The organism is Streptomyces regalis, from assembly GCF_001509475.1.
Lineage (GTDB): Bacteria > Actinomycetota > Actinomycetes > Streptomycetales > Streptomycetaceae > Streptomyces > Streptomyces regalis.
This window is the reverse complement of record NZ_LLZG01000198.1, coordinates 13,154-32,339: the sequence shown is the minus strand read 5'-3', so window position 1 is coordinate 32,339 and position 19,186 is coordinate 13,154. Positions and strand designations below refer to the sequence as shown.

The following is a 19,186-nucleotide window of genomic DNA, read 5'->3' as shown; positions in this document are numbered from 1 at the left end:
GGGAGGACCGAAGTGGCCCTCCAATAGTAAAGGATGGGCAAAGTGCTCCCGTCGGTGATCAGTGAGTGATCACCCGGCGATCAGTCCGTGAGGTGCTTCACCCACCGCCGCCACTGTTCCTGGGGCGTGTACCCAGCCGCGCGCCAGGCATGGTGCGCGGTCTCGTTGCGCTGCAGCACCATCGCGTCGCCGCGGCGCCCGCCGAGCCGTACGAACCTCTCGTCCGCGGCGGCCAGCAGCGCCGAGCCGATCCCCCGGCGGCGCCGCTCGGGGTGCACCGCCAGCCGGTACAGATGGCAGCGCCAGCCGTCGAAGCCCGCGATCACCGTGCCGACCAGCTCGCCGTCGAGTTCCGCGAGGATCAGCGCCTCGGGATCGCGGGCGACCAGCCGCTCCACGCCGTCCCGGTCGTCGCTGATGCTCGTGCCCTCGGCAGCCGTCTTCCAGAAGGCCAGCACGGTGTCGAGGTCGTCCGGCGTCGCGGCCCGTATCCGCAGATCAGTCATGCCGTGATCCCATCACGGGCGACAGCGTGGGACGCGTAATTCCAGTATCCGGACGCCTACTTGCCGCGCAGCCGCTCGATCACCGGCGCGAATGCCTCCATGTACGGCTCCAGGACGGTCAGGTACGAGAACCCGTACCGCTCCCGCCGTGCCAGCACCTGCTCGACGAGCTGCTCCAGGGCGCCGACCAGGAGGATCGGCAGCTCCAGGACCTGCTCCGAGGTCAGTTCCGGAACACGGTCCAGGAGGGGCTGGACCACGCCCGCGCGGTCCTCCGTGACGGCCACCATCTGCAGGAGCAGGTTCAGCTCCGCCGGTGCCTCCCGGCCCGCCGCGAACTTCCGGTAACCGGCGACCCGCTCGTCGAGCTGCTCGGCGGTGACGGGGATGAGCCGGCCAGTCGTGCTCGCCGGGTCCGCGTACGCGCCTCCGAACGCCGCGATGTCGGCATGCTCGGCGGTCAGCCGCAGGACGCGGTCGCCGTTTCCGCCGATCAGCAGGGGAACGCGCGGCTTCTGTGCCGGCTGCGGCATGGGGGTCCCCCCGCTCATGGGGGTCCCCCCGCTCGAGCGAAGCCGAGAGTGGGGGAGAAGCCGAGAGTGGGGGAGCTCCTGCGAGCCGAGCAGCCGCTCCAGCTCCTCGACCGTCCGCCGCAGATGGTCCACGCGCTCACGGGGAGTGCCGAAGGGCAACCCTGCCGTGTCGTGCTCCGCCTGTACGTAGCCCGCGCCCAGCCCGAGTTCGAGCCGCCCGCCCGTGAGGGCGTCCGTCGTCGCCACCTCCCGGGCGAGCAGGGCCGGGTTCCAGAAGCCCGCGTTGAGCACGAATGTGCCCAGCCGCGGCCTCTGCGTCGCCTCGGCCGCCGCGACCAGGGCGGGGAACGGCGCGGGCATGCCCAGGTGATCGGGGACCAGGATCACGTCGTAGCCGAGTTCCTCGGCCCGACGGCACTTGGCCCGCCACTCGTCGGCCGGGGCGGGGGTCATCAGGTTGACGCCGAAGCGGAACGGGCGCGGGCTCACCGGTCGCGACAATGAACTCTCCTCATCCTCAAGGGACTTGAGTACTCGCCGCGATTCCATCACTCGTGTGCGATGGCCGCCAGCACATTCATGCGCGATGCACGCAACGCGGGCAGCAGCGCCGCCACGATGCCCACGACCGCCGAGCCGATCACCACCGCCACGATCGTGCCCCAGGGGATCGCCAACGCCGTCATGCCCTGCAACGCCAGCACCTGCTGGGTGCACACGCCCCACACCAGCCCCAGCGCGAGGCCCAGGACCGCGCCGAACACGGCGATCACCACGGACTCCAGCCGGATCATCCGGCGCAGCTGCCGCCGGGCCAGCCCGATGGCCCTGAGCAGCCCGATCTCCCGGGTCCGCTCGACCACCGACAGGGCGAGGGTGTTCACCACGCCGAGCACCGCGATGATGATCGCGAGCCCGAGCAGCGCGTAGACGAGGTAGAGCAGCACGGCGATCTGGTCGTGCACCAGCTGCTTGTAGTCGGCGATGTCCCGGACCTGCACCTGGGGATAGGGGTCGAGTGTCTCCTCCAGGTTCGCCCGCAGGTCGTCCGCGTTCGTGCCGGAGGCGGCGTTGACGTACACGGACGCGTCCTGCCCGCCCGGCGCGTACTTCTGGAGCGTGCCCAGGCCGAAGTAGATCCCGCCCTGTGCGCCGAACCCCTCGGCGGACTCCTGGTCGGTCAGGGCGCCCACCGTCAGCTCGGCCCGTCGACCGCCCTGGAACTCGACCGGGAGGGCGTTGCCGACGCGTACGCCGTGGTCCTCGGCGAAGTCCTTGTCCATGGCGAGGCGCCCGTCCGCGAGCGCGGCCGCGCTGTCGCCCTGCGCGTAGGTGATGTTGGCGACCTCGTCGAGCTCGGGTTCGTAGCCCGCGGCGGTCGTCTTGACGCGGTCGCCGTCCGGGAGGCGCACGGCGATCGTCGTGAACTGCGAGCGTACGACGAGCCCCACGCCCTCGGTGTCGCGGATCTTGTCGGTGATCTCCCGTGGGAACGGCACGAAGTTGCTGTTCTGCACCACGAAGTCGGCGCCGAGCGTCTTGTCGATCTGCTCGTCGAACGACTGGGTCATCGAGGCGCTCGCCACCGACATCCCGCCGACCAGCGCGAGGCCCACCATCAGCGCGGCCGCGGTGGCCCCGGTACGGCGCGGATTGCGCAGGGCGTTGCGCTGGCTCATCCGGCCGACGGAGCCGAACAGTGCGGGGAAGGCCCCGCCGAGGACGCGGATCACGGGGCGGACGAGCAGCGGTCCCGCGATCACGGTCGCGACGAGGGTCAGCAGGACGCCGAGCCCCAGCAGGGACGCAGCCGACGACGTCCTGGACGACACGGCACAGCCCACGAGCGCCGCCGCACCGGCCGCCCCGACCACCGAGCCCACCACCGCGCGCAGCCGCAGCGGCCGCCCGATCTCGGCGATCTCGGCGTCCGCGAGGGCCGCCATCGGCGAGACGCCCGCTGCCCGCCGGGCCGGGAGGTAGGCCGCCACGAAGGTGACGCCCAGGCCGACGACGTAGGCGGTCACCGGCGTCACCCAGCCGATGACCATCTCGGTCGCCTTGATGTTCATGCCCATCAGGCCCATCAGCTCGATGAGTCCGACGGCCAGCCCGATGCCGGCCGCGAGGCCCACCGTCGAGCCGACCAGCCCGAGCAGCATCGCCTCGGTGAGGACCGAACGCCGCACCTGGCGCCGGTCCGCGCCGAGCGCCCGCAGCAGGCCCAGCTCACGGGTGCGCTGGGCGATCAGCATCGAGAACGTGTTGACGATCAGGAACACGCCCACGAGCACGGCGACCCCGGCGAAGCCGAGCATGACGTACTTGATGATGTCGAGGAATCCGCCCAGCTGTTCGACGTCCGACTCGGCCTGCTCCTCGGCGGTGCGCAGCTCGTAGGTGCCGGCGTCGCTGCCCAGCGCGTCGGCCACGCGCCGCTTGAGCTCCGTGTCACTGACGCCCTCCGCCGCGTCGACCGAGATGCCGGTGGCCGCCTTCGGGTCGCCCAGCAGCTTCGTCTGCGCAGTCGCGGGGTCGAAGAAGACCAGTGCGGCACCGGGGTTGGTGGTGGTGAAGGTGACGATGCCGACGACCTCGACCGGGAAGGAGCCCTCCTGCCCGATGACCGTGAGGCGGTCGCCGATCCGCACGTCCTTGCTGTCGGTGGTGTCCGCGTCGATCAGCACCTGCGCATCGCCCTCGGGGGCGCGGCCGGAGGTGAGCTCCACGGGACTGCGCTCGGTCGGGTTCCAGGCGGTGCCGATCGTGGGCGCGCCGGTGGTCGGGCCCACCGACTTGCGGTCCTCGTCGGCGACGGTGAGGCCCTCCACGTCCACTTCCGCGCGGGCCGCGGCGACGCCTTGGACCCGGGCGAGGCGGTCGGCGAGCGAGGCCGGCAGGGTCAGGGTCTGCCCGGAGGGCACGGTCTCGTCGAGGGTCTCCTTCGGGGTGACGGTGACGTCGGCGGCGGTCGAGGCGAAGAGCCGGTCGAAGGTGCGGCTGACGGTGTCCGAGAAGATCAGGCTGCCCGCGACGAACGCCACGGACAGGATCACCGCCAGGGCGGAGAGCAGCAGCCGTCCCTTGTGGGCGAGGAAGCTGCGCAGGGTCGCCTTGAGCACGGGGTCAGCGCTCCTCGAGTGTCGCGGGCCCGCCGTCGAACTGGCTGCGGATCACGTCGAACCCGGGGGTCTGGGGGGTCCCCCCAGTAAAGAGGCGCATCCGCTCCAGTACGGCCTCCGCCGTGGGCCGCGCCATCTCGTCCACGATGCGCCCATCTCCCAGGAAGAGCACCAGGTCGGAGTGGGCGGCGGCGCCCGGGTCGTGGGTGACCATGACGACGGTCTGCCCCAGCTGGTCGACGGCCTCCCGCAGGAAGCCGAGCACCTCCAGGCCGGCCCGCGAGTCGAGGTTGCCGGTCGGCTCGTCCGCGAAGATCAGCTCCGGCCGGGAGGCCAGCGCGCGGGCGCAGGCGACGCGCTGCTGCTGGCCGCCGGAGAGCTGGGACGGCCGGTGCTTCAGACGGTCCCGCAGGCCCAGGGTGTCGATGACCTGGTCCAGCCACTTCTCGTCGGGCTTCTTGCCCGCGATGTCCATGGGCAGGGTGATGTTCTCGGCCGCGTTCAGGGTCGGGATCAGGTTGAACGACTGGAACATGAACCCGATCCGGTCCCGCCGCAGCCGGGTCAGCTCCCGCTCCTTCAGCCCGGTGATCTCGGTGTCGCCCAGCCACACCTGTCCCGCCGAGACGTTGTCGAGCCCCGCCAGACAGTGCATCAGCGTGGACTTCCCGGAACCCGACGGTCCCATGACCGCCGTGAAACGGCCGCGCGCGATGTCCACGTCCACCGCGTCGAGGGCGAGCACCGTCGTCTCGCCGGAGCCGTACGCCTTGGTCAGACCGCGGGCGCGGGCTGCGATCCCGTCGGCCGACGCGGGGCTCGGGGCGTGCTCCGCAGCTGCTGTGGACAAGGCCGTCTCCTCACGGACGTCACGGACTCCTCGCCCCGCCGAGCCTAATGTGATCCACCGCACACCCGGTATCCCCCCAAGGTCCCGGTCCGTCTCCGTCCCAGGTCGGGCCCCTGGTTTCGATGTAAGGGGCACCCTTCACCCCTGGGCCACCCCTTGCCGGTGCTAGCACCGGCGCGCTAGCTTCGAGGTATGGCGAAGACCCAGCTGAACGTGAGAGTGGACGAGGGCACGGCCCGCGCGGCACGCGAACGTGCCCTGGCCCGTGGCATGAGTGTCAACCGCTACATCGAAGAGCTGGTCAGAAAGGACACCGGGGAGGTCGGTCATACGTTTGTGGACGCCGCCGCCGACTTCATGAAGCAGTACGAGTCCGTCTTCGCCGAGGAGTTCGGCGCGGAGCGCGAAGGTCGTCGCTGATCCGTTGAGCAATCTGAACATCGACCTTGCCTGGCTGCTGATGCTCGCCGAGAAGAGGACGCCGGGGGACCCCCAGGTCACCGACTGGGGTGCCCTCGTCGCCGCCGTCGCCCGCCATCAGGCGGAGATCTTCGACGTCCCCGTCTACGACAGTCCGCAGGCCCGCGCCGCCGCCCTGCTCCAACTACTCATCCACGTCCCGGCCTTGGAGCGCTCCAACGCGCTGTTCGCCTCCGCGGTGGCCTACGCGTACCTGGTCGCCAGCGGCCTCAAGGTCGTCACCTCACCCGAGCAGGTGCGCGATCTGGCACGCCTGGTCAAGAGCGGTGAGGCCTCAGTCGAGGACATCGCGCGCGAACTGAGCCAGTGGAGTCTGTGATCAGACGGGCTGCTCCTCCGTCGGCCGCCACGCCGTACCCAGCACGCAGTACGAACTAGGGAGCGTCGGCCCCTTCTCCGGCATCATCACCCGCCGGTGGGGGCCGAGTTCGAACCCGGCCTCACGCAGCGTGGCGACCGGGTCGCGCGAGACATGGCAGCCGCCGCTCAGCAACGGCCACACCGTCCGGTCCAGCGCGCGCTGCGTGAGGGTCATCGCGCGCCCGCCGCCCCGGCCGTGCTCGAAGAACCGCACCACACCGCCGGGCCGCAGCACCCGCCGTACCTCACCGAGCGCCCGCGGCACGTCCCGCACGCTGCACAGCACCAGCGAGAGCACCACCGCGTCGAAGGCCTCGCTCTTGACCGGCAGCGCCTCCGCCGCGCCCGGCACCACGTCCACCGGCACCCCGGCGCGCAGCGCGGACTCCACCGCCAACTTCCGCAGCAGGCGCTCCGGTTCGATGGCGACGACCTCCGAGACCGCACTCGGATAGTGGGCGAAGTTCAGACCGTTGCCCGCGCCGATCTCGATCACCCGGCCGGACAGTCCGGTCAGCAGCCGGTCGCGGATGCCGCCCATGCCCATCCGGGTCTCGGCGTTGACGCTGATCCGTGCGTAGAAGCGGGCGAACAGCGGGTGGTGCACGGCATCGCGTGACACCTTGCCGGAGCCGGCGGACCGTAGGGCCATGGGGGACCTCCCTGGCGGGACGGGACTCACTCCCCGATTCTCCCCCCGTACGGGCCCGACGCACCCCCGCTGTCGCCGTGGCTGTCGTCCAGGCAGGCTCGGCCTCAGCCGATGAAGTCCCTGACCTGCTCGTACACGCCGTGGTCGTTGTTCATGTCGGTGTGCGAGACGCACCCGACCTCGACGTTCGTCGCGCCGCTGAGGATGGCGGTGGTGTCGGGGGTGAGCGCGTCGTCGCAGTTCGACCAGTAGCTGGCGTACGACACGCTGCCCGGGGTCTCGTCACCGGAGTTCAGGGCGGTCAGGAACGAGCTGCCGGTGTTCATCTCCGCGCAGGAGGTGTACAGCCACGCGCACCACGAGGCGGTGGAGGTGCCGTGGTTCACCCCGGCCGTCGAGACGAAGTCGTCCACGTACGACGTCCCGCCGAGGTTCTTGAGGTAGTAGCGGGAGCTGAGCGCGCCCATGGAGTGGACGACGACGTCCACCTTCGAGGCGCCGGTCCGGGCGAGCACGTTCTTGATCTCGGTCGAGAGTTGCTGGGCGGTGGTGGCGTTCGACTGGGCCCAGTCGTACGACCAGGCGTCCAGCTCGGCGGAGGTGTAGCCGTCGGCCTTGAAGTAGCCGACCCAGTCGTTCCAGCTGCTCGACGAGCTGCTCAGGCCGTGCACGAAGACGACGGGGTCGTGGGTGGCGGCGTGCGCGGGTGTGGGGGAGAGGGACAGTGACAGAAGGAGCGAAGAGGCCAAGGCCGTCAGGGCCGTGGCGATGCGACGCTTGTGGCGCTGCATGATGCCTCCTGAAACGTGTGGGGTTGTCAGGAGTGTCGAGCCGGGTCTACGCGCGCCGCATCGGTGAAATCGCCGGTCTTTACGGTTCAATTAACTCGCCAGTAACGTCATTTGTGTGGTGACTCCGGTGAACCCTCCTCCCCTCGGCCGCACTTGGCCACCGCAGCTCACGCACGCGTGGCGACAGCCGGCCGCCGCCCTTCCCGAGGGCGTCCGCGTACGGGTGCTGCGCGCCGTGTACGGCGATGTACGGGCCGCCGCCGAACTCCTCCCGCGCCTGACCGACCGCCAGGCGGCGGGCGTTGACCCGCTCCCCACCGAACCGGCCGAACTGGCCCCGGCCCTGCTGCGCGAACACCGGGCGGAGATCAGGGCGTTGCCGGACGACACGCGTCTGATCCTGCTCCTGGCCGCAGCCGACCAGTACCCGGTCCCCACCGACGCCTTCCTGCGCGCCGTCATGGCCGCCCGCCTCGACACCCGGCCCCTGGACGCCGCCGAGGCGGCCGGCGTCGCGCACGCCGGAGCGGGTGGGGTGGTGTTCCGCGACGCGTGGACACGGATCGCGGCCTACGAGACGAGCTCCCCGGCCGACCGCCGCGATGTCCACCGCCTGCTGGCCCGGGTGCTGAGCGGCGAGGGGGAGATGCCGTGGCGTTCCTGGCACCGAGGTGCGGGGGCGCCCGGTCCCAGCGGGCGGCTGGCGGTGGAACTCGGCGCCGCCGCGGGCAAGGCGGGCGATGCGGGGCGGCTTTCCCTGGCGCGGGCTCTGGCGGAGCGGGCGTCCGCGCTGTGCCCGGACCCGTCCGAGCAGGCCCGTCTGATCGCCCGGGCCGCCGCCTACGCCTGGCAGTCGGGCGACGGGGACCGGGCGCGCAGGCTGGCGGCCACCACCTCCGACGACGCTCTGACCGGGGTGCTCGCCCTTCGGGCGGGGAACGCGTCGGAGGCGTTCGACGCGTTGCTGACGGCGGTGACCTCCCTGCCCCCGGCGCGCACCGCTCCCGAGTCCGCGACGACCCCCGTCGGCAGGGTTCCCGTACCGTCGGCCGCCCCTGCCGCCCCAGGTGCTGCGCAGTGTGCCGCCCCTGCCGCCCCAGACGCTGTGCCGTCTGCCGCCATCGACGCCTCCGCCCCCGCCACGTCAGCCACAGTCGTCGCCCCCGCCCCCGCCCCCGTCCCCTCCCCCGACCCCGCCGCCCACCTCCTGGCCCGAGCCACCGAAGCCGCCATCTACACCGGAGACGTACGACGCCTGCGAGACGCCGCCCGCGTCGCCGATCGACTCGGTGTCGTGCCGCCCGGCACGTTGAGCGGGCTCGTGGCCGCCTTCGACGGACGGTACGAGGATGCGCGCGCTCTGCTGAAGGAGGCGGCCGGGCGGTGCGGGCCCGGGGGTGATCCCACCGTCCTCCTCCACGCCGGGATCGCCGGGCTGCTCCTCGGCGACCACACCCGGGCGGCCACCGCGACCCTCCGTGCGGCCGCCTCCGCCCGGGCCCGGGGCACGCCGGTGACCGTGGCGCAGGCGATGGAGTTCCGTGCGTACGCCGACCTGTGGACCGGGCGCCCCAGAGCCGGCGAGGCCGCTGCGACGGACGCGCTGTGGCAGGCCCACGCCACAGGTCAGGACAACGGCGCCTGTCATCTGCAGGCCGCCCTCGCCATGTTCGCGGCGCTCACCGGAGACGCGGACGTCTGCCGCGAGCGTGCCGCGACCGCACGGTCGTACGCCCTCGCGCGCGGCCTGGGTCTGCCCGCCGCCCTCGCCCAGTGGGCCCTCGCCTTCCTCGACCTGAGCATCGGTAACTTCGCCGCCGCGGCCGCCCGACTGCGCGCCCTGGCCGCATTCGGCCCCGGTCACGGCCACCGGGCCATCCGCCACCTGGCCACCCCGCACTACGTCGAGGCCGCCGTCCGCACCGGCGACACCCGCGTGGCCCGCGTCGCGCACGCCGACTACCACCGTTGGGCGAGCACCGTGCGCAGCCCCGACGACCTCGCCCTCAGCGCCCGCTGTCGCGCCCTGCTCGCGCCTGGCGAGGAAGCGGTGGACCACTACCGCACGGCCCTCGACCTGCACTCCCACGGCACCCGCGACTTCGAACGGGCCCGCACGGAGCTGCTGTTCGGCAGTGCCCTGCGCCGACTGCGCCGCCGTACGGAGGCACGCGACCGCCTGCACAGCGCGCTGGAGGCGTTCGACTCCTTCGGCGCCCCGCACTGCGCGGACCAGGCCCGCACCGAGCTCCGTGCCCTGGGCACCCCGGCCGGCGCCGCGCGCCCCGGCCCCAACGCCCCGGCCGGCCGCCTGACAGCCCAACAGCTCCTGGTCGCCCGTATGGCCGCCGAGGGCGCCACCAACCGGGAGATCGCCGCTCGCCTGGCCCTGAGCCCGCGCACGATCGACCACCACCTGCGCGGCGTCTTCACCCGCCTGGGAATCCGCTCGCGCATCGAATTGGTGCGGATCGTCGCGGAGAGGGACGAGAGCGACGAGAGCGAGGCCGGCTAGGCCCCGGTAAAGGCGCGGGCGAACCCGGCGAGATTCCGCGGGCAGGCCCAGATCTCCGCTTCCCGGGCGGCGTCCCCCTCCGGGTGGGCCAGCATGTCCAGGACGTGCCGAAAGTTGTCCAGCTCGTCATCGTCCTGGAAGTCGTCACACGGATGCTCGTCATGGGCGCAGGGCGTCTGCCCAAGAGCCTGCTCGACGGCACCCATCGCCTTCAGCACATGAGCCTCGGCTTCCGCGTCCGGGTAGGCGTAGATCACGTATGGGCCTATGAGCACCAGTCCGAGGGTCCACAGCGCCGTGTCCGGCCCGTCCGCCGCCACGCTCGCCTCAAGGTTCCTCGCGCACTCCAGTACTTTCGCCGGCGCATCGCCCAGGTAGTAGCCGTGCCGAATCTCGTCCCACTCGCCGATCAGGACGTCCCACTCGGCGACCGCGTCTGCATTGACCATGATCAGAGGATGGCACGAGGGTCTGACATCGTCGCCGGCGTCACCCCTGGGCATGCCTCAGGGCGCCGCCCGCCCCCGAAACCCCTCCGCGTCCCACGTCCCGAACAACCGCGGCGCGAGCCAACCCGGCGCCGCGACACGGAAGTCGGCAGGCGCGAGCGCCCCCGCACCGGCCGGTACCGCGCCCAGCAGCGGCGCCCCCGCCACGTCCGGCAGATCCGCGACATTGCAACGCGACGCCAGATCCGGTGCCTCGGGCCAGCTGCCGATCACCACGCCCAGCAAGTCGAGCCGCCGACCGCGCAGTTCACGCGCCGTCAGTTCCGTCGTGTTCAGCGTGCCGAGGCCTGCCGACGCGACCACCAGGACGGGCGCCGACATCAGCTCGGCCGCGTCCGCCAGCGTGCCGCCCGCCTCGTCGAAACGGACGAGCAGCCCGCCCGCCCCCTCCACCAGCACCAGGTCGTGCTCGGCGGCCAGCTTGGCGGCGGCCTCGGCGATCTCGTGCGGCCGGACCGGAGGGCGGCCTGCCCGGCGCGCGGCCGTCGCTGGGGCCAACGGCTCCGGATAGCGGGCGACTTCCGCGATCGTCACCGTGCCCGCGAGCCGCGCGACCTCCGCCGCGTCGCCGCGCTCGTCCGCCGTGACGCCCGTCTGCGCGGCCTTCAGCACCGCCACCGACCGGCCCGCCGCCACCGCAGCCGCGGCGACTGCGGCCGTCGTGACCGTCTTGCCGACCTCCGTGCCCGTGCCCGTGATCACCAGTACCGGCATGTCAGCCCTCCCGCGCAGCCGCACACACCGCGCGGGCGATCCGTGCCACGTCCGCGTCGCCCGTGACGTACGGCGGCATCGTGTAGATGAGATCGCGGAAGGGCCGCAGCCACACGCCCTCGCGCACAGCGGCCGCCGTCGCCGCCTCCATGTCCACCGGGTGATCCAGCTGGACGACTCCGATGGCACCGAGCACGCGTACGTCCCGCACACCAGGGAGCTCCAGGGCCGGGGCCAGTCCGTCCCGCAGCCCCGACTCGATCCGCTTGACCTCGGCCGACCAGTCCTGGCCGAGCAGCAGCTCGATCGAGGCGCAGGCGACCGCGGCCGCCAGCGGATTGCCCATGAAGGTGGGGCCGTGAGCCAGCACCGGCACCTCGCCCCGCGAGATCCCGTCGGCCACGCGCGAGGTGCACAAGGTGGCGGCCATCGTCAGGTATCCGCCGGTCAGCGCCTTGCCCACGCACATCACGTCCGGCGTCACCGCCGCGTGGTCCGCCGCGAACAGCGCGCCCGTGCGCCCGAACCCGGTCGCGATCTCGTCGAACACCAGCAGCACGTCGTGCGCCTCGCACGCCTCTCGCAGCACCCGCAGATACGCGGGGGAGTGGAACCGCATCCCGCCCGCGCCCTGCACGACCGGCTCGACGATCACCGCGGCCAGTTCGTCGGCATGCCGCTCGATCAGCGACCGCAGCTGGTCGGCGTACGACTCCTCGTACTCCGTCGGCGGCGGGTCCGCGAACACCTGGCGCGGGAGCACGCCGGTCCACAGCTCGTGCATCCCGCCCTCGGGATCGCACACCGACATCGGTTGCCAGGTGTCGCCGTGGTAGCCGCCACGCCAGGTCAGCAGCCGCTGCTTGCCGGGGCGGCCCAGCGAACGCCAGTACTGCAGGCACATCTTGACCGCGACCTCGACCGACACCGACCCGGAGTCGGCGAGGAACACATGCTCCAGGCCTTCGGGTGACATGTCGACAAGGAGCTTCGCCAGGCGTACGGCGGGCTCGTGCGTGAGCCCGCCGAACATGACATGGCTCATGCGCGACAGCTGCTCGCGCGCGGCCTCGTTGAGCACCGGGTGGTTGTAGCCGTGGATCGCCGACCACCAGGACGACATCCCGTCGACCAGCTCGCCCGAGCCGTCCGCCAGCTTCAGCCGCACCCCGCCGGCCGACTCCACGACCAGCGGCTCGACGCGGCCGGGCATGGGGCCGTACGGATGCCAGACGTGCCGCCGGTCGAGCTCCAGCAGCTCGGGCACGGTCAGGTCGGGCACGGGGCGCAGGTCAGGCATTGGGCGCGAGGTCCGTGCCGGCGCCCCGGCGGCGTACGGCGACCAGGTCGGTGCGCGGTTCGGTGGAGACCGGCGCCGCAGCGGCCGTACCGCACACACCGCCGCCCTCGTGCGACCCGCACCCGGCGCTTTGATGCCCACCGCACCCGGCGCTCTCCGGGGACTCGCAGCCCGCGCTCTCGTGCGAACCGCAGCCGCCCCCGGCCGCCGCAGCCCGGTGCTCCGGCAGCGTCACCTGGTCGGCACCCTCCACCTCGAACCCGGCGTCCGCGATCATCTCCAGGTCGGCCTTGCCCGCCTGGCCCTCGCTGGTGAGGTAGTCACCGAGGAAGATCGAGTTGGCCAGGTGCAGGGCGAGCGGCTGCATCGAGCGCAGATGCACCTCGCGGCCGCCGGCGATGCGCACCTCGACGTCGGGGCAGACGAAGCGCACCATGGCCAGGATCCGCAGACAGCGCTGCGGGGTGAGGTTCCACTCCTTGGCCAGCGGGGTGCCCTCGAACGGGATCAGGAAGTTGACCGGCACCGAGTCCGGGTCCAGCTCGCGCAGCGCGTAGACGACGTCGACCAGGTCCTCGTCGCTCTCGCCCATGCCGGCGATGAGGCCGGAGCAGGCGGACAGGCCGGCCGCGTGCGCCTTCTGCACGGTGTCGACACGGTCGGCGTAGGTATGCGTGGTCGTGATGTCCGCGTATGTGCCCTCGGAGGTGTTGAGGTTGTGGTTGTACGCGTCCGCACCCGCCTCGCGCAGCCGCTCCGCCTGGCCGTCGGACAGCAGGCCGAGACAGGCGCACACCTCGACGCCCTCGTTCTGGTCCTTGATCGCCTTGATGGTGTCGGAGACCCGGTCCACGTCACGGTCGGTCGGGCCGCGCCCGGACGCCACCAGACAGACCCGCTTGGCGCCACCCGCCAAACCGGCGGCCGCGGCCTGGGAGGCCTCGTCCGGCTTGAGCCAGGTGTACTTGAGGATGCCGGCGGTCGAGCCGAGCCGCTGGGAACAGTAGGAGCAGTCCTCCGGGCACAGGCCCGACTTGAGGTTGACGAGATAGTTGAGTTTCACCCGTCGGCCGAACCACTGCCGGCGTACCTTGCCGGCCGCGGCCACCACATCGAGCAGGTCGTCGTCGGAAGTGGCGAGGACGGCCAAGGCTTCCTCGCGGGTCGGCAGCTCGCGCCGAAGCCCCTTGTCCACCAGCGTGTTCAGCAGGTCCATGGGAGCTGATCCTTACGTACGGAGGGCCTCCGAGCCAAGGAGAGTTTGCACAACCCTGTCACTTCGATGTGTGGGTATTGCCACACCGTGGGTGGTCGGCCGGGCGACTAGTGTCTGTGCACTGCCTACAAAAGCCCGGAGGAGTCATGGCGTTCGGCTGGATCGACGAGCAGGCGGAGCTGCGCCGCCGCGCCGGACTCGTACGGACCCTGCGCCCCCGCCCCGCCGACTCCCCGCTCCTCGACCTAGCGAGCAACGACTACCTGGGCCTGGCCCATCACCCCGAGGTGACCGAGGGCGCGGCGCGGGCCGCGCGGACGTGGGGCGGCGGGGCGACCGGGTCCCGGCTCGTCACGGGCACGACGGAGCTGCACGCCGAGCTGGAGCGCGAGCTGGCCGACTTCTGCGGCTTCGAGGCGGCGCTGGTCTTCTCCTCCGGCTACGCGGCCAACCTCGCCGCGGTCACGGCGCTGGCGCCGAACGGCTCGCTCATCGTCTCGGACGCGGGCAACCACGCCTCGCTGATCGACGGCTGCCGGCTCGCGCGTGGCACCACACAGGTCGTCGCGCACGCCGAACCGGACGCCGTGCGCAAGGCGCTCCAGACGCACGACGGGTCGGCCGTCGTCGTGTCCGACACCGTCTTCTCGGTCGACGGCGACGCCGCCCCGCTGGGCGGGCTTGCCGAGGCGTGCCGGGAACACGGCGCGGGGCTGGTCGTCGACGACGCCCACGGCCTCGGCGTGCTCGGCGACGGCGGCCGCGGCGCCCCGCACGCGGCGGGGCTCGCGGGCGCCGACGACGTCGTCGTGACGGTCACGCTGTCCAAGTCGCTCGGCAGTCAGGGCGGAGCCGTCCTCGGCCCCGCCCGGGTGATCGACCACCTGGTCAACGCGGCCAGGACGTTCATCTTCGACACGGGCCTCGCCCCCGCGGCGGTGGGCGCGGCCCTGGCGGCACTGAGACTGCTGCGCCGCGAGCCGGAGCGTGCGGCGCGGGCGCGCACGGTGGCGGACGAACTGCACACCCGGCTGACGGCCGCGGGCCTGCAAGCCGTACGTCCGGACGCCGCGGTCGTCTCCGTGCGCGCGCCGTCCCCCGAAGAGGCCGTGCTCTGGGCGGCCGAGTGCCGTGCGGCAGGCCTCGCCGTGGGCTGCTTCCGTCCTCCTTCCGTCCCCGACGGCATCTCACGGCTGAGGCTGACCGCCCGAGCGGACCTCTCCGAGGGGCAGATCGAACGCGCTGTACGGGTCATCGGCGAGACACGACCATGAGTCGGCGTGACACGGCCCTGCCGCCGCACCTGGCGTAACTGATCAGAGTCGGTCAGAACTGATCGGAGCGGTCAGGACTGGAGCGCGGCCGTGAAGCCCGCCCAGCTCTCGGGGGAGAAGAGCAGCGCGGGTCCGGCCGGGTCCTTGGAGTCGCGCACGGCGAGCAGTCCGATCCAGGGACCGGAGTGCGGCCGTGCCGTCTCGACGCAGTTGTTCGCTCCGGTGCTGTAGCTGCTGCGCAGCCATCGTGCACCGAGCAGATCGGTACTTGAAGTCACGTTCCGAGGCAGTGCTGTCATGGTGCCTCCTTACGCGCCGCCACCCAGCGCGGCGATGTAATCCATCGATTCCTCGGGCGAAAGGGCGTGGATCCGAAGGGCGTTGAAGGCCTCCGTGTAGGCCTGGAGGTCTTCTTTCCGTTCGAGGTAGAGGCTACTCGTCAAGTGGTCGAGAACAACCACATCCAGATCAGAAGTGCGCGAAAATGAGAAGATAACGAAAGGCCCGGTGATGCCGATATGCTCGCCGGCCGCGAACGGCAGGACCTGCAGCCTGACTTGGGGCAGCCGCGCCGCCTCCACCAGCCGCCTCAGCTGCCGCGCCATCACCTCGGGCCCGCCGATCTCCCGGCGCAACACCGCCTCGTCGAGCACCGCGCTCAGTTGCAACGGCGGATCGGCGTGCAGCACGTCCTGCCTGGCCAGACGGACCGCGACCAGCGCGTCGAGCCGTTCGTCGGCGGCCTGGTCGAGCCCGCCCACCGCGGCCCGCGTCACAGCCCGGGCGTACTCGGGCGTCTGCAGCAGCCCGGGCACCACGGAGGTCTCCAGCGTGCGCATCGCGCTCGCCTGGGACTCCAGGCTGATGAAGTCCCGGTACGTCGGCGGCAGCACTCCGCGGTACGCGTGCCACCAGTGATGCCGCCCGCCACCCTCGTCGGACCCCGCCAACACCACGAGCAATTCCCGCAGTTGGGAATCCTGTACGCCGTATGCGTCCAGCAGTAACCGCACATCGGCCGGTTTCACCCCACTGGCGCCGGTCTCGATACGGCTCACCTTGGACTGGTGCCAGCCCACCAGCCGGGCCGCCTCACCACTGGTGAGCCCTGCACCGGTGCGCAACGCACGCAGTTCCGCGCCCAGTTTCCGGCGGCGCACCGCGGGACCGTGCTGCATGGGAAACTCCTTACTCCAACCGAGCCGCCCAAATACGGTCTGCCGTCGCAGAGTTCACCGCTTCGAGCGACAGATATATGCATATCTCGGTGGATCGGCACCCTGACGGCCCTGGTAATGGCAGTCTGGCGACGAAGCACCAGTCCGGGACCGTACTCGAACCATCCGCTCCGTGTCGGACTGCGGTCCCGTTGGGAAAGGGACGACGTCGCCATGGCAGATCACCTGGAAGCATCCGTCACTCTGCCGAGCGATCCCGCCTCGGTCTCCGCGGCCCGGACCTATGTGGTCACCACCCTCGCGGAGTGGGGACTGCCACCGGACACGGAGGCGGCCGACACCATCCGGCTGATCGTCTCCGAACTCACCACCAACGCCGTACAGCACACCCTCGGGCAGTCACCCACCTTCACGGTGGACCTCGAGCTCGACCGTGACGAACACCTGCGCATCGGAGTCACCGACAGCCATCCGCGGTTCCCCAAGCGGCTGCCGGCCGCCGTCCAGCAGGACAACGGCCGCGGCCTGGTCATCATCCGCTGGCTGACCGCGGAGTGCGGCGGCAAGCTGAGGGTGCGGCCGACCCGCGAGGGCGGCAAGACCGTCTCCATCGAACTGCCGTGGACCGCGGCCGCGGAACCGGTGCCGGCTGCGGGACAGCAGGAACCATGACCCTCAGGGGTGCGGCTGCCCTGCGCGTCCGAACGTGCCGCGCAGCAGCGCCCGGAAAGCGTCCGCCGCGGGAGCCACCTCGTCACTTCGGAAAGCGACCGAGATCGTACGGCGCAGCTCGCCGCCCTCCAGCGCCCGCACCCCGACCGGAGTGACCGACGTGCGCGCCACCATCTCCGGTACGACCGCGACCCCCAGCCCCGCACTGGCCAGCGCGCACACCAGGAGGTACCCCGGCGTCGGGACCCGTACCGAGGGCGTGGCGCCGGCCCCGGCCAGCACCGCCTCGACCGCCCGCCGGGCCGGAGCGTCCGGCGCCATGCTGATCAGGGGTTGCCCGGCGAGCTCGGCCAGCGGCAGCCGTGCGGCGCCGCTGGTGAGGACGTGGCCCGGAGCGGACACCAGGACCAGTTCCTCGACCAGGATCGGCTCGATGCCGACGGAGGACGGCAGGGGGACCGGATCGCCGGGTGCGTAGGCGTGCGTCAGCGCCAGATCGACCTCACCGGCCGCCACGGCGGCGACGCCGGCCGACGGTTCGTAGTCGGCGACCGTCAGCTCCACATCCGGATGCGCCCGGTGGAAGGCGCTGAGGGCCGGGGGCAGCAGATGGATGCCCGCGGTCTGGAAGGTGCCGAGCCGGAGGGTCCCGCCCGACAGGCCGGTCAGCCGGGCCAGTTCATGCCGGGCCCGGTCGAGTTCGTCCAGCACCCGTCGCGCCCGGGCCACCAGCAACTCGCCCGCACCCGTCAGCCGCGCCCCGCGGTGGTGCCGTACCAGAAGGGCGGTGCCCGCCTCGCGCTCCAGCTTGGCCAGCTGCTGGGAGAGCGCGGGCGTGGTGTAGCCGAGCCGCTCGGCGGCCCGGGTGATCGAACCCGCCTCGGCGACCGCCACCAGGGCGGCGAGGCGGGTCGGGTCGTACATGGCGGGGTCCCTTCGAGCGAGGCGCCGAGCGGCAGGGCGGCGGCGCTGCCTAAAGCATTGCTTAAGGACTCCCCAGGATATTCGACATACCTGCTGAAGGCTTCCGCGCGGCAGGCTGGCCGCATGGACGCTCAGCTCATCGCCTTCACCGGGGTCTCCGCCGGCCTGATCGCCATGCCCGGGGCCGACTTCACCGTCGTCGTACGCAACGCCCTCGTCTCCCGCCGGGCCGGCATCGCCTGCGCGCTCGGGATCGGGGCCGGGCTGCTGGTCCATGTGGCGCTGGCGGTGGTGGGAGTCGCCGCGGTCCTGACCGCCGTACCGGCGCTGTTTCGCGCGCTCCAAGTGGTGGGCGGTGTCTATGTGCTCTATCTGGGCGTCCAGACGCTACGGCAGCGGCGCACCGACGTGATGGACGAGCGCGAGGTTTCCACCGCGCGACCGCTGCGGCAGGGCTTCGTCACCAACGCCCTCAACCCGAAGGCGTCCCTCACGTTCCTCAGCGTGCTGCCTCAGTTCGTGCCCGCGGGCGCTCCGGCACTGCCCCGGACACTGCTGCTCGCCCTGATCGTGCTCGCGATCGCCCTGGTGTGGTTCCAGGTGGTCGCCCTGCTGGTGGACCGGCTCGGCAGGTGGCTGCGCCGGCCGCGCGCCGCCCGGGCCGTCACGACCGTCACCGGCGCCGCGCTGACGGCCTTCGGCGCGGCACTCCTCGCCGGGCCGCTGCTCGCCGTCTGAGAGCCTTTCCGGCACCCCGCCCTCAGTCCGGGGCCCCGGGGGCGGTGACGGCGCGTCAGACAGCCGTCACCGCCTCCGGGGAGGTCACTTGACCCGGCCGTACCAGACGCTCCTGGTCCAGATCTTCTGCAGCCGCACGACGTCCCCGCTCTTGGGGGAGTGCCAGATCTTTCCCTTCCCGGCGTAGATGCCGACGTGGTAGACGTTCGACCCCGAGTGGAAGAACACCAGGTCTCCGGCCTTGCGGTTGCCGGCGGAGATGTGGCGGGTCTTGTTGTACTGCTGGGCCGCCGTACGGGGCAGCTTCTTGCCCGCTTTTTTGTACGAATACAGCGTGAGCCCGGAGCAGTCGAACCGGTGCGGGCCCGTGGCGCCCCACCTGTACGGCGAGCCCTTCTTGGAGGCCGCGACCTGAAGTGCCTTCGTCGCCGGTGTGGCTGCCTCTGCCTCGGGGGCGAAGCCGGGCGCGACGATCGAGCCGCCCACTGCGGCGATGGTGAGGGCCGAGGCCGTACTGGCCCGGACCATGAGCGACGGGACACGATTGAGCGCAGTCATGCGCAACCCTTCGTCAGCCGCCTGTGAAGGATGACCTGTCGGATTCGGGCTGGCGAAGTTGCCCGGCCGCGTTGCCACGGCTTCACCCCAAGGGTTGCTCGGATCGAACGAACGTCCGCTCCGGCGACCCGTCTTGCTTGGGTCCTCCACTCCTGCCGATCCACTCCTGTCGACCGGTCATCCGGGCGGCGGCAGGACTCGGCGTCCGCCCGGATCGCCCCGCCGTTGTGGCGGGGGCTTGTCGTCAGACAGGGATCTTGACGCACGAATGAACGAAATAACCAACGGAACCGG

Annotated in this window: 20 protein-coding genes and 1 riboswitch; of the genes, 6 read left to right on the top strand and 14 right to left on the bottom strand. The window is 71.7% G+C overall.

Annotated features, from left to right (window positions below; all coding sequences use genetic code 11):
- Positions 1-80: 80 nt before the first annotated feature.
- The 4 genes from ADL12_RS21965 to ADL12_RS21950 form a co-directional block, all read right to left on the bottom strand.
- Positions 81-506, bottom strand: coding sequence for a GNAT family N-acetyltransferase (locus ADL12_RS21965; RefSeq protein WP_062704386.1), 426 nt, complete (start codon positions 504-506; stop codon positions 81-83).
- 56 nt (positions 507-562) lie between these two features.
- Positions 563-1,492, bottom strand: a complete 930-nt coding sequence (locus ADL12_RS21960; protein ID WP_062704429.1) for an LLM class F420-dependent oxidoreductase — start codon at positions 1,490-1,492, stop codon at positions 563-565.
- Between the two features lie 95 nt (positions 1,493-1,587).
- On the bottom strand, positions 1,588-4,161 hold the full coding sequence (locus ADL12_RS21955; protein ID WP_062704385.1) for an ABC transporter permease: 2,574 nt from the start codon (positions 4,159-4,161) through the stop codon (positions 1,588-1,590).
- A 4-nt stretch (positions 4,162-4,165) separates the two neighbouring features.
- Positions 4,166-5,011 carry an ABC transporter ATP-binding protein gene (locus ADL12_RS21950; protein WP_062704384.1) on the bottom strand — a complete coding sequence of 282 codons (846 nt, stop codon included), beginning with the start codon at positions 5,009-5,011 and terminating at the stop codon, positions 4,166-4,168.
- A gap of 192 nt (positions 5,012-5,203) precedes the next feature.
- On the opposite strand from ADL12_RS21950, the gene ADL12_RS21945 reads away from it, so the two are divergent.
- Both ADL12_RS21945 and ADL12_RS21940 read left to right on the top strand, forming a co-directional pair.
- Positions 5,204-5,431 carry an antitoxin gene (locus ADL12_RS21945; protein ID WP_062704383.1) on the top strand — a complete coding sequence of 76 codons (228 nt, stop codon included), beginning with the start codon at positions 5,204-5,206 and terminating at the stop codon, positions 5,429-5,431.
- A 4-nt stretch (positions 5,432-5,435) separates the two neighbouring features.
- Positions 5,436-5,810: a hypothetical protein gene (locus tag ADL12_RS21940; RefSeq protein ID WP_062704382.1), complete on the top strand. Its 375-nt coding sequence runs from the start codon at positions 5,436-5,438 to the stop codon at positions 5,808-5,810.
- On the opposite strand, the gene ADL12_RS21935 is transcribed toward ADL12_RS21940, so the two are convergent.
- On the bottom strand, positions 5,811-6,503 hold the full coding sequence (locus ADL12_RS21935) for a class I SAM-dependent methyltransferase (protein ID WP_062704381.1): 693 nt from the start codon (positions 6,501-6,503) through the stop codon (positions 5,811-5,813).
- A gap of 104 nt (positions 6,504-6,607) precedes the next feature.
- Positions 6,608-7,294: an esterase/lipase family protein gene (locus ADL12_RS21930; RefSeq protein ID WP_062704380.1), complete on the bottom strand. Its 687-nt coding sequence runs from the start codon at positions 7,292-7,294 to the stop codon at positions 6,608-6,610.
- 118 nt (positions 7,295-7,412) lie between these two features.
- Between ADL12_RS21930 and ADL12_RS21925 the strand changes: the two genes are divergently transcribed.
- The gene (locus ADL12_RS21925) at positions 7,413-9,809 is read left to right on the top strand and encodes a helix-turn-helix transcriptional regulator (RefSeq protein WP_244188005.1); all 2,397 of its coding nucleotides are present in this window, start codon (positions 7,413-7,415) and stop codon (positions 9,807-9,809) included.
- Here the strand turns inward: ADL12_RS21925 and ADL12_RS21920 are convergent.
- The 4 genes from ADL12_RS21920 to bioB are packed head-to-tail and all read right to left on the bottom strand — an operon-like array spanning position 9,806 to position 13,548.
- Positions 9,806-10,258, bottom strand: a complete 453-nt coding sequence (locus tag ADL12_RS21920) for a hypothetical protein (RefSeq protein WP_079052202.1) — start codon at positions 10,256-10,258, stop codon at positions 9,806-9,808. The genes ADL12_RS21925 and ADL12_RS21920 overlap by 4 nt on opposite strands.
- Before the next feature lie 57 nt (positions 10,259-10,315).
- Complete coding sequence (gene bioD / locus ADL12_RS21915; protein WP_062704378.1) at positions 10,316-11,032, bottom strand: dethiobiotin synthase; 717 nt, start codon at positions 11,030-11,032, stop codon at positions 10,316-10,318.
- Position 11,033: 1 nt separating this feature from the next.
- Entirely contained in the window at positions 11,034-12,332 is a 1,299-nt protein-coding gene (locus ADL12_RS21910) for an adenosylmethionine--8-amino-7-oxononanoate transaminase (protein WP_107119984.1), read from the bottom strand.
- Complete coding sequence (bioB, locus tag ADL12_RS21905; RefSeq protein ID WP_062704377.1) at positions 12,325-13,548, bottom strand: biotin synthase BioB; 1,224 nt, start codon at positions 13,546-13,548, stop codon at positions 12,325-12,327. Before bioB ends, ADL12_RS21910 begins: the two co-directional genes overlap by 8 nt.
- Before the next feature lie 146 nt (positions 13,549-13,694).
- On the opposite strand from bioB, the gene ADL12_RS21900 reads away from it, so the two are divergent.
- Positions 13,695-14,822, top strand: a complete 1,128-nt coding sequence (locus ADL12_RS21900) for an 8-amino-7-oxononanoate synthase (RefSeq protein ID WP_062704376.1) — start codon at positions 13,695-13,697, stop codon at positions 14,820-14,822.
- A 71-nt stretch (positions 14,823-14,893) separates the two neighbouring features.
- Here the strand turns inward: ADL12_RS21900 and ADL12_RS21895 are convergent, their stop codons facing one another.
- On the bottom strand, positions 14,894-15,121 hold the full coding sequence (locus ADL12_RS21895) for a DUF397 domain-containing protein (RefSeq protein WP_062704375.1): 228 nt from the start codon (positions 15,119-15,121) through the stop codon (positions 14,894-14,896).
- A gap of 9 nt (positions 15,122-15,130) precedes the next feature.
- A complete protein-coding gene (locus ADL12_RS21890) occupies positions 15,131-16,000 on the bottom strand; it encodes a helix-turn-helix domain-containing protein (RefSeq protein ID WP_062704374.1) in 870 nt (289 codons plus the stop codon).
- 213 nt (positions 16,001-16,213) lie between these two features.
- Between ADL12_RS21890 and ADL12_RS21885 the strand changes: the two genes are divergently transcribed.
- Positions 16,214-16,672: an ATP-binding protein gene (locus tag ADL12_RS21885; RefSeq protein WP_062704373.1), complete on the top strand. Its 459-nt coding sequence runs from the start codon at positions 16,214-16,216 to the stop codon at positions 16,670-16,672.
- Positions 16,673-16,675: 3 nt separating this feature from the next.
- On the opposite strand, the gene ADL12_RS21880 is transcribed toward ADL12_RS21885, so the two are convergent.
- Positions 16,676-17,596: a LysR family transcriptional regulator gene (locus ADL12_RS21880; protein ID WP_062704372.1), complete on the bottom strand. Its 921-nt coding sequence runs from the start codon at positions 17,594-17,596 to the stop codon at positions 16,676-16,678.
- Positions 17,597-17,719: 123 nt separating this feature from the next.
- On the opposite strand from ADL12_RS21880, the gene ADL12_RS21875 reads away from it, so the two are divergent.
- Positions 17,720-18,334 carry a LysE family translocator gene (locus ADL12_RS21875; protein WP_062704371.1) on the top strand — a complete coding sequence of 205 codons (615 nt, stop codon included), beginning with the start codon at positions 17,720-17,722 and terminating at the stop codon, positions 18,332-18,334.
- An 84-nt stretch (positions 18,335-18,418) separates the two neighbouring features.
- On the opposite strand, the gene ADL12_RS21870 is transcribed toward ADL12_RS21875, so the two are convergent.
- Positions 18,419-18,892 carry a C40 family peptidase gene (locus ADL12_RS21870; RefSeq protein WP_062704370.1) on the bottom strand — a complete coding sequence of 158 codons (474 nt, stop codon included), beginning with the start codon at positions 18,890-18,892 and terminating at the stop codon, positions 18,419-18,421.
- Positions 18,893-18,895: 3 nt separating this feature from the next.
- A riboswitch (cyclic di-AMP (ydaO/yuaA leader) is annotated at positions 18,896-19,090 on the bottom strand.
- Positions 19,091-19,186: the final 96 nt, after the last annotated feature.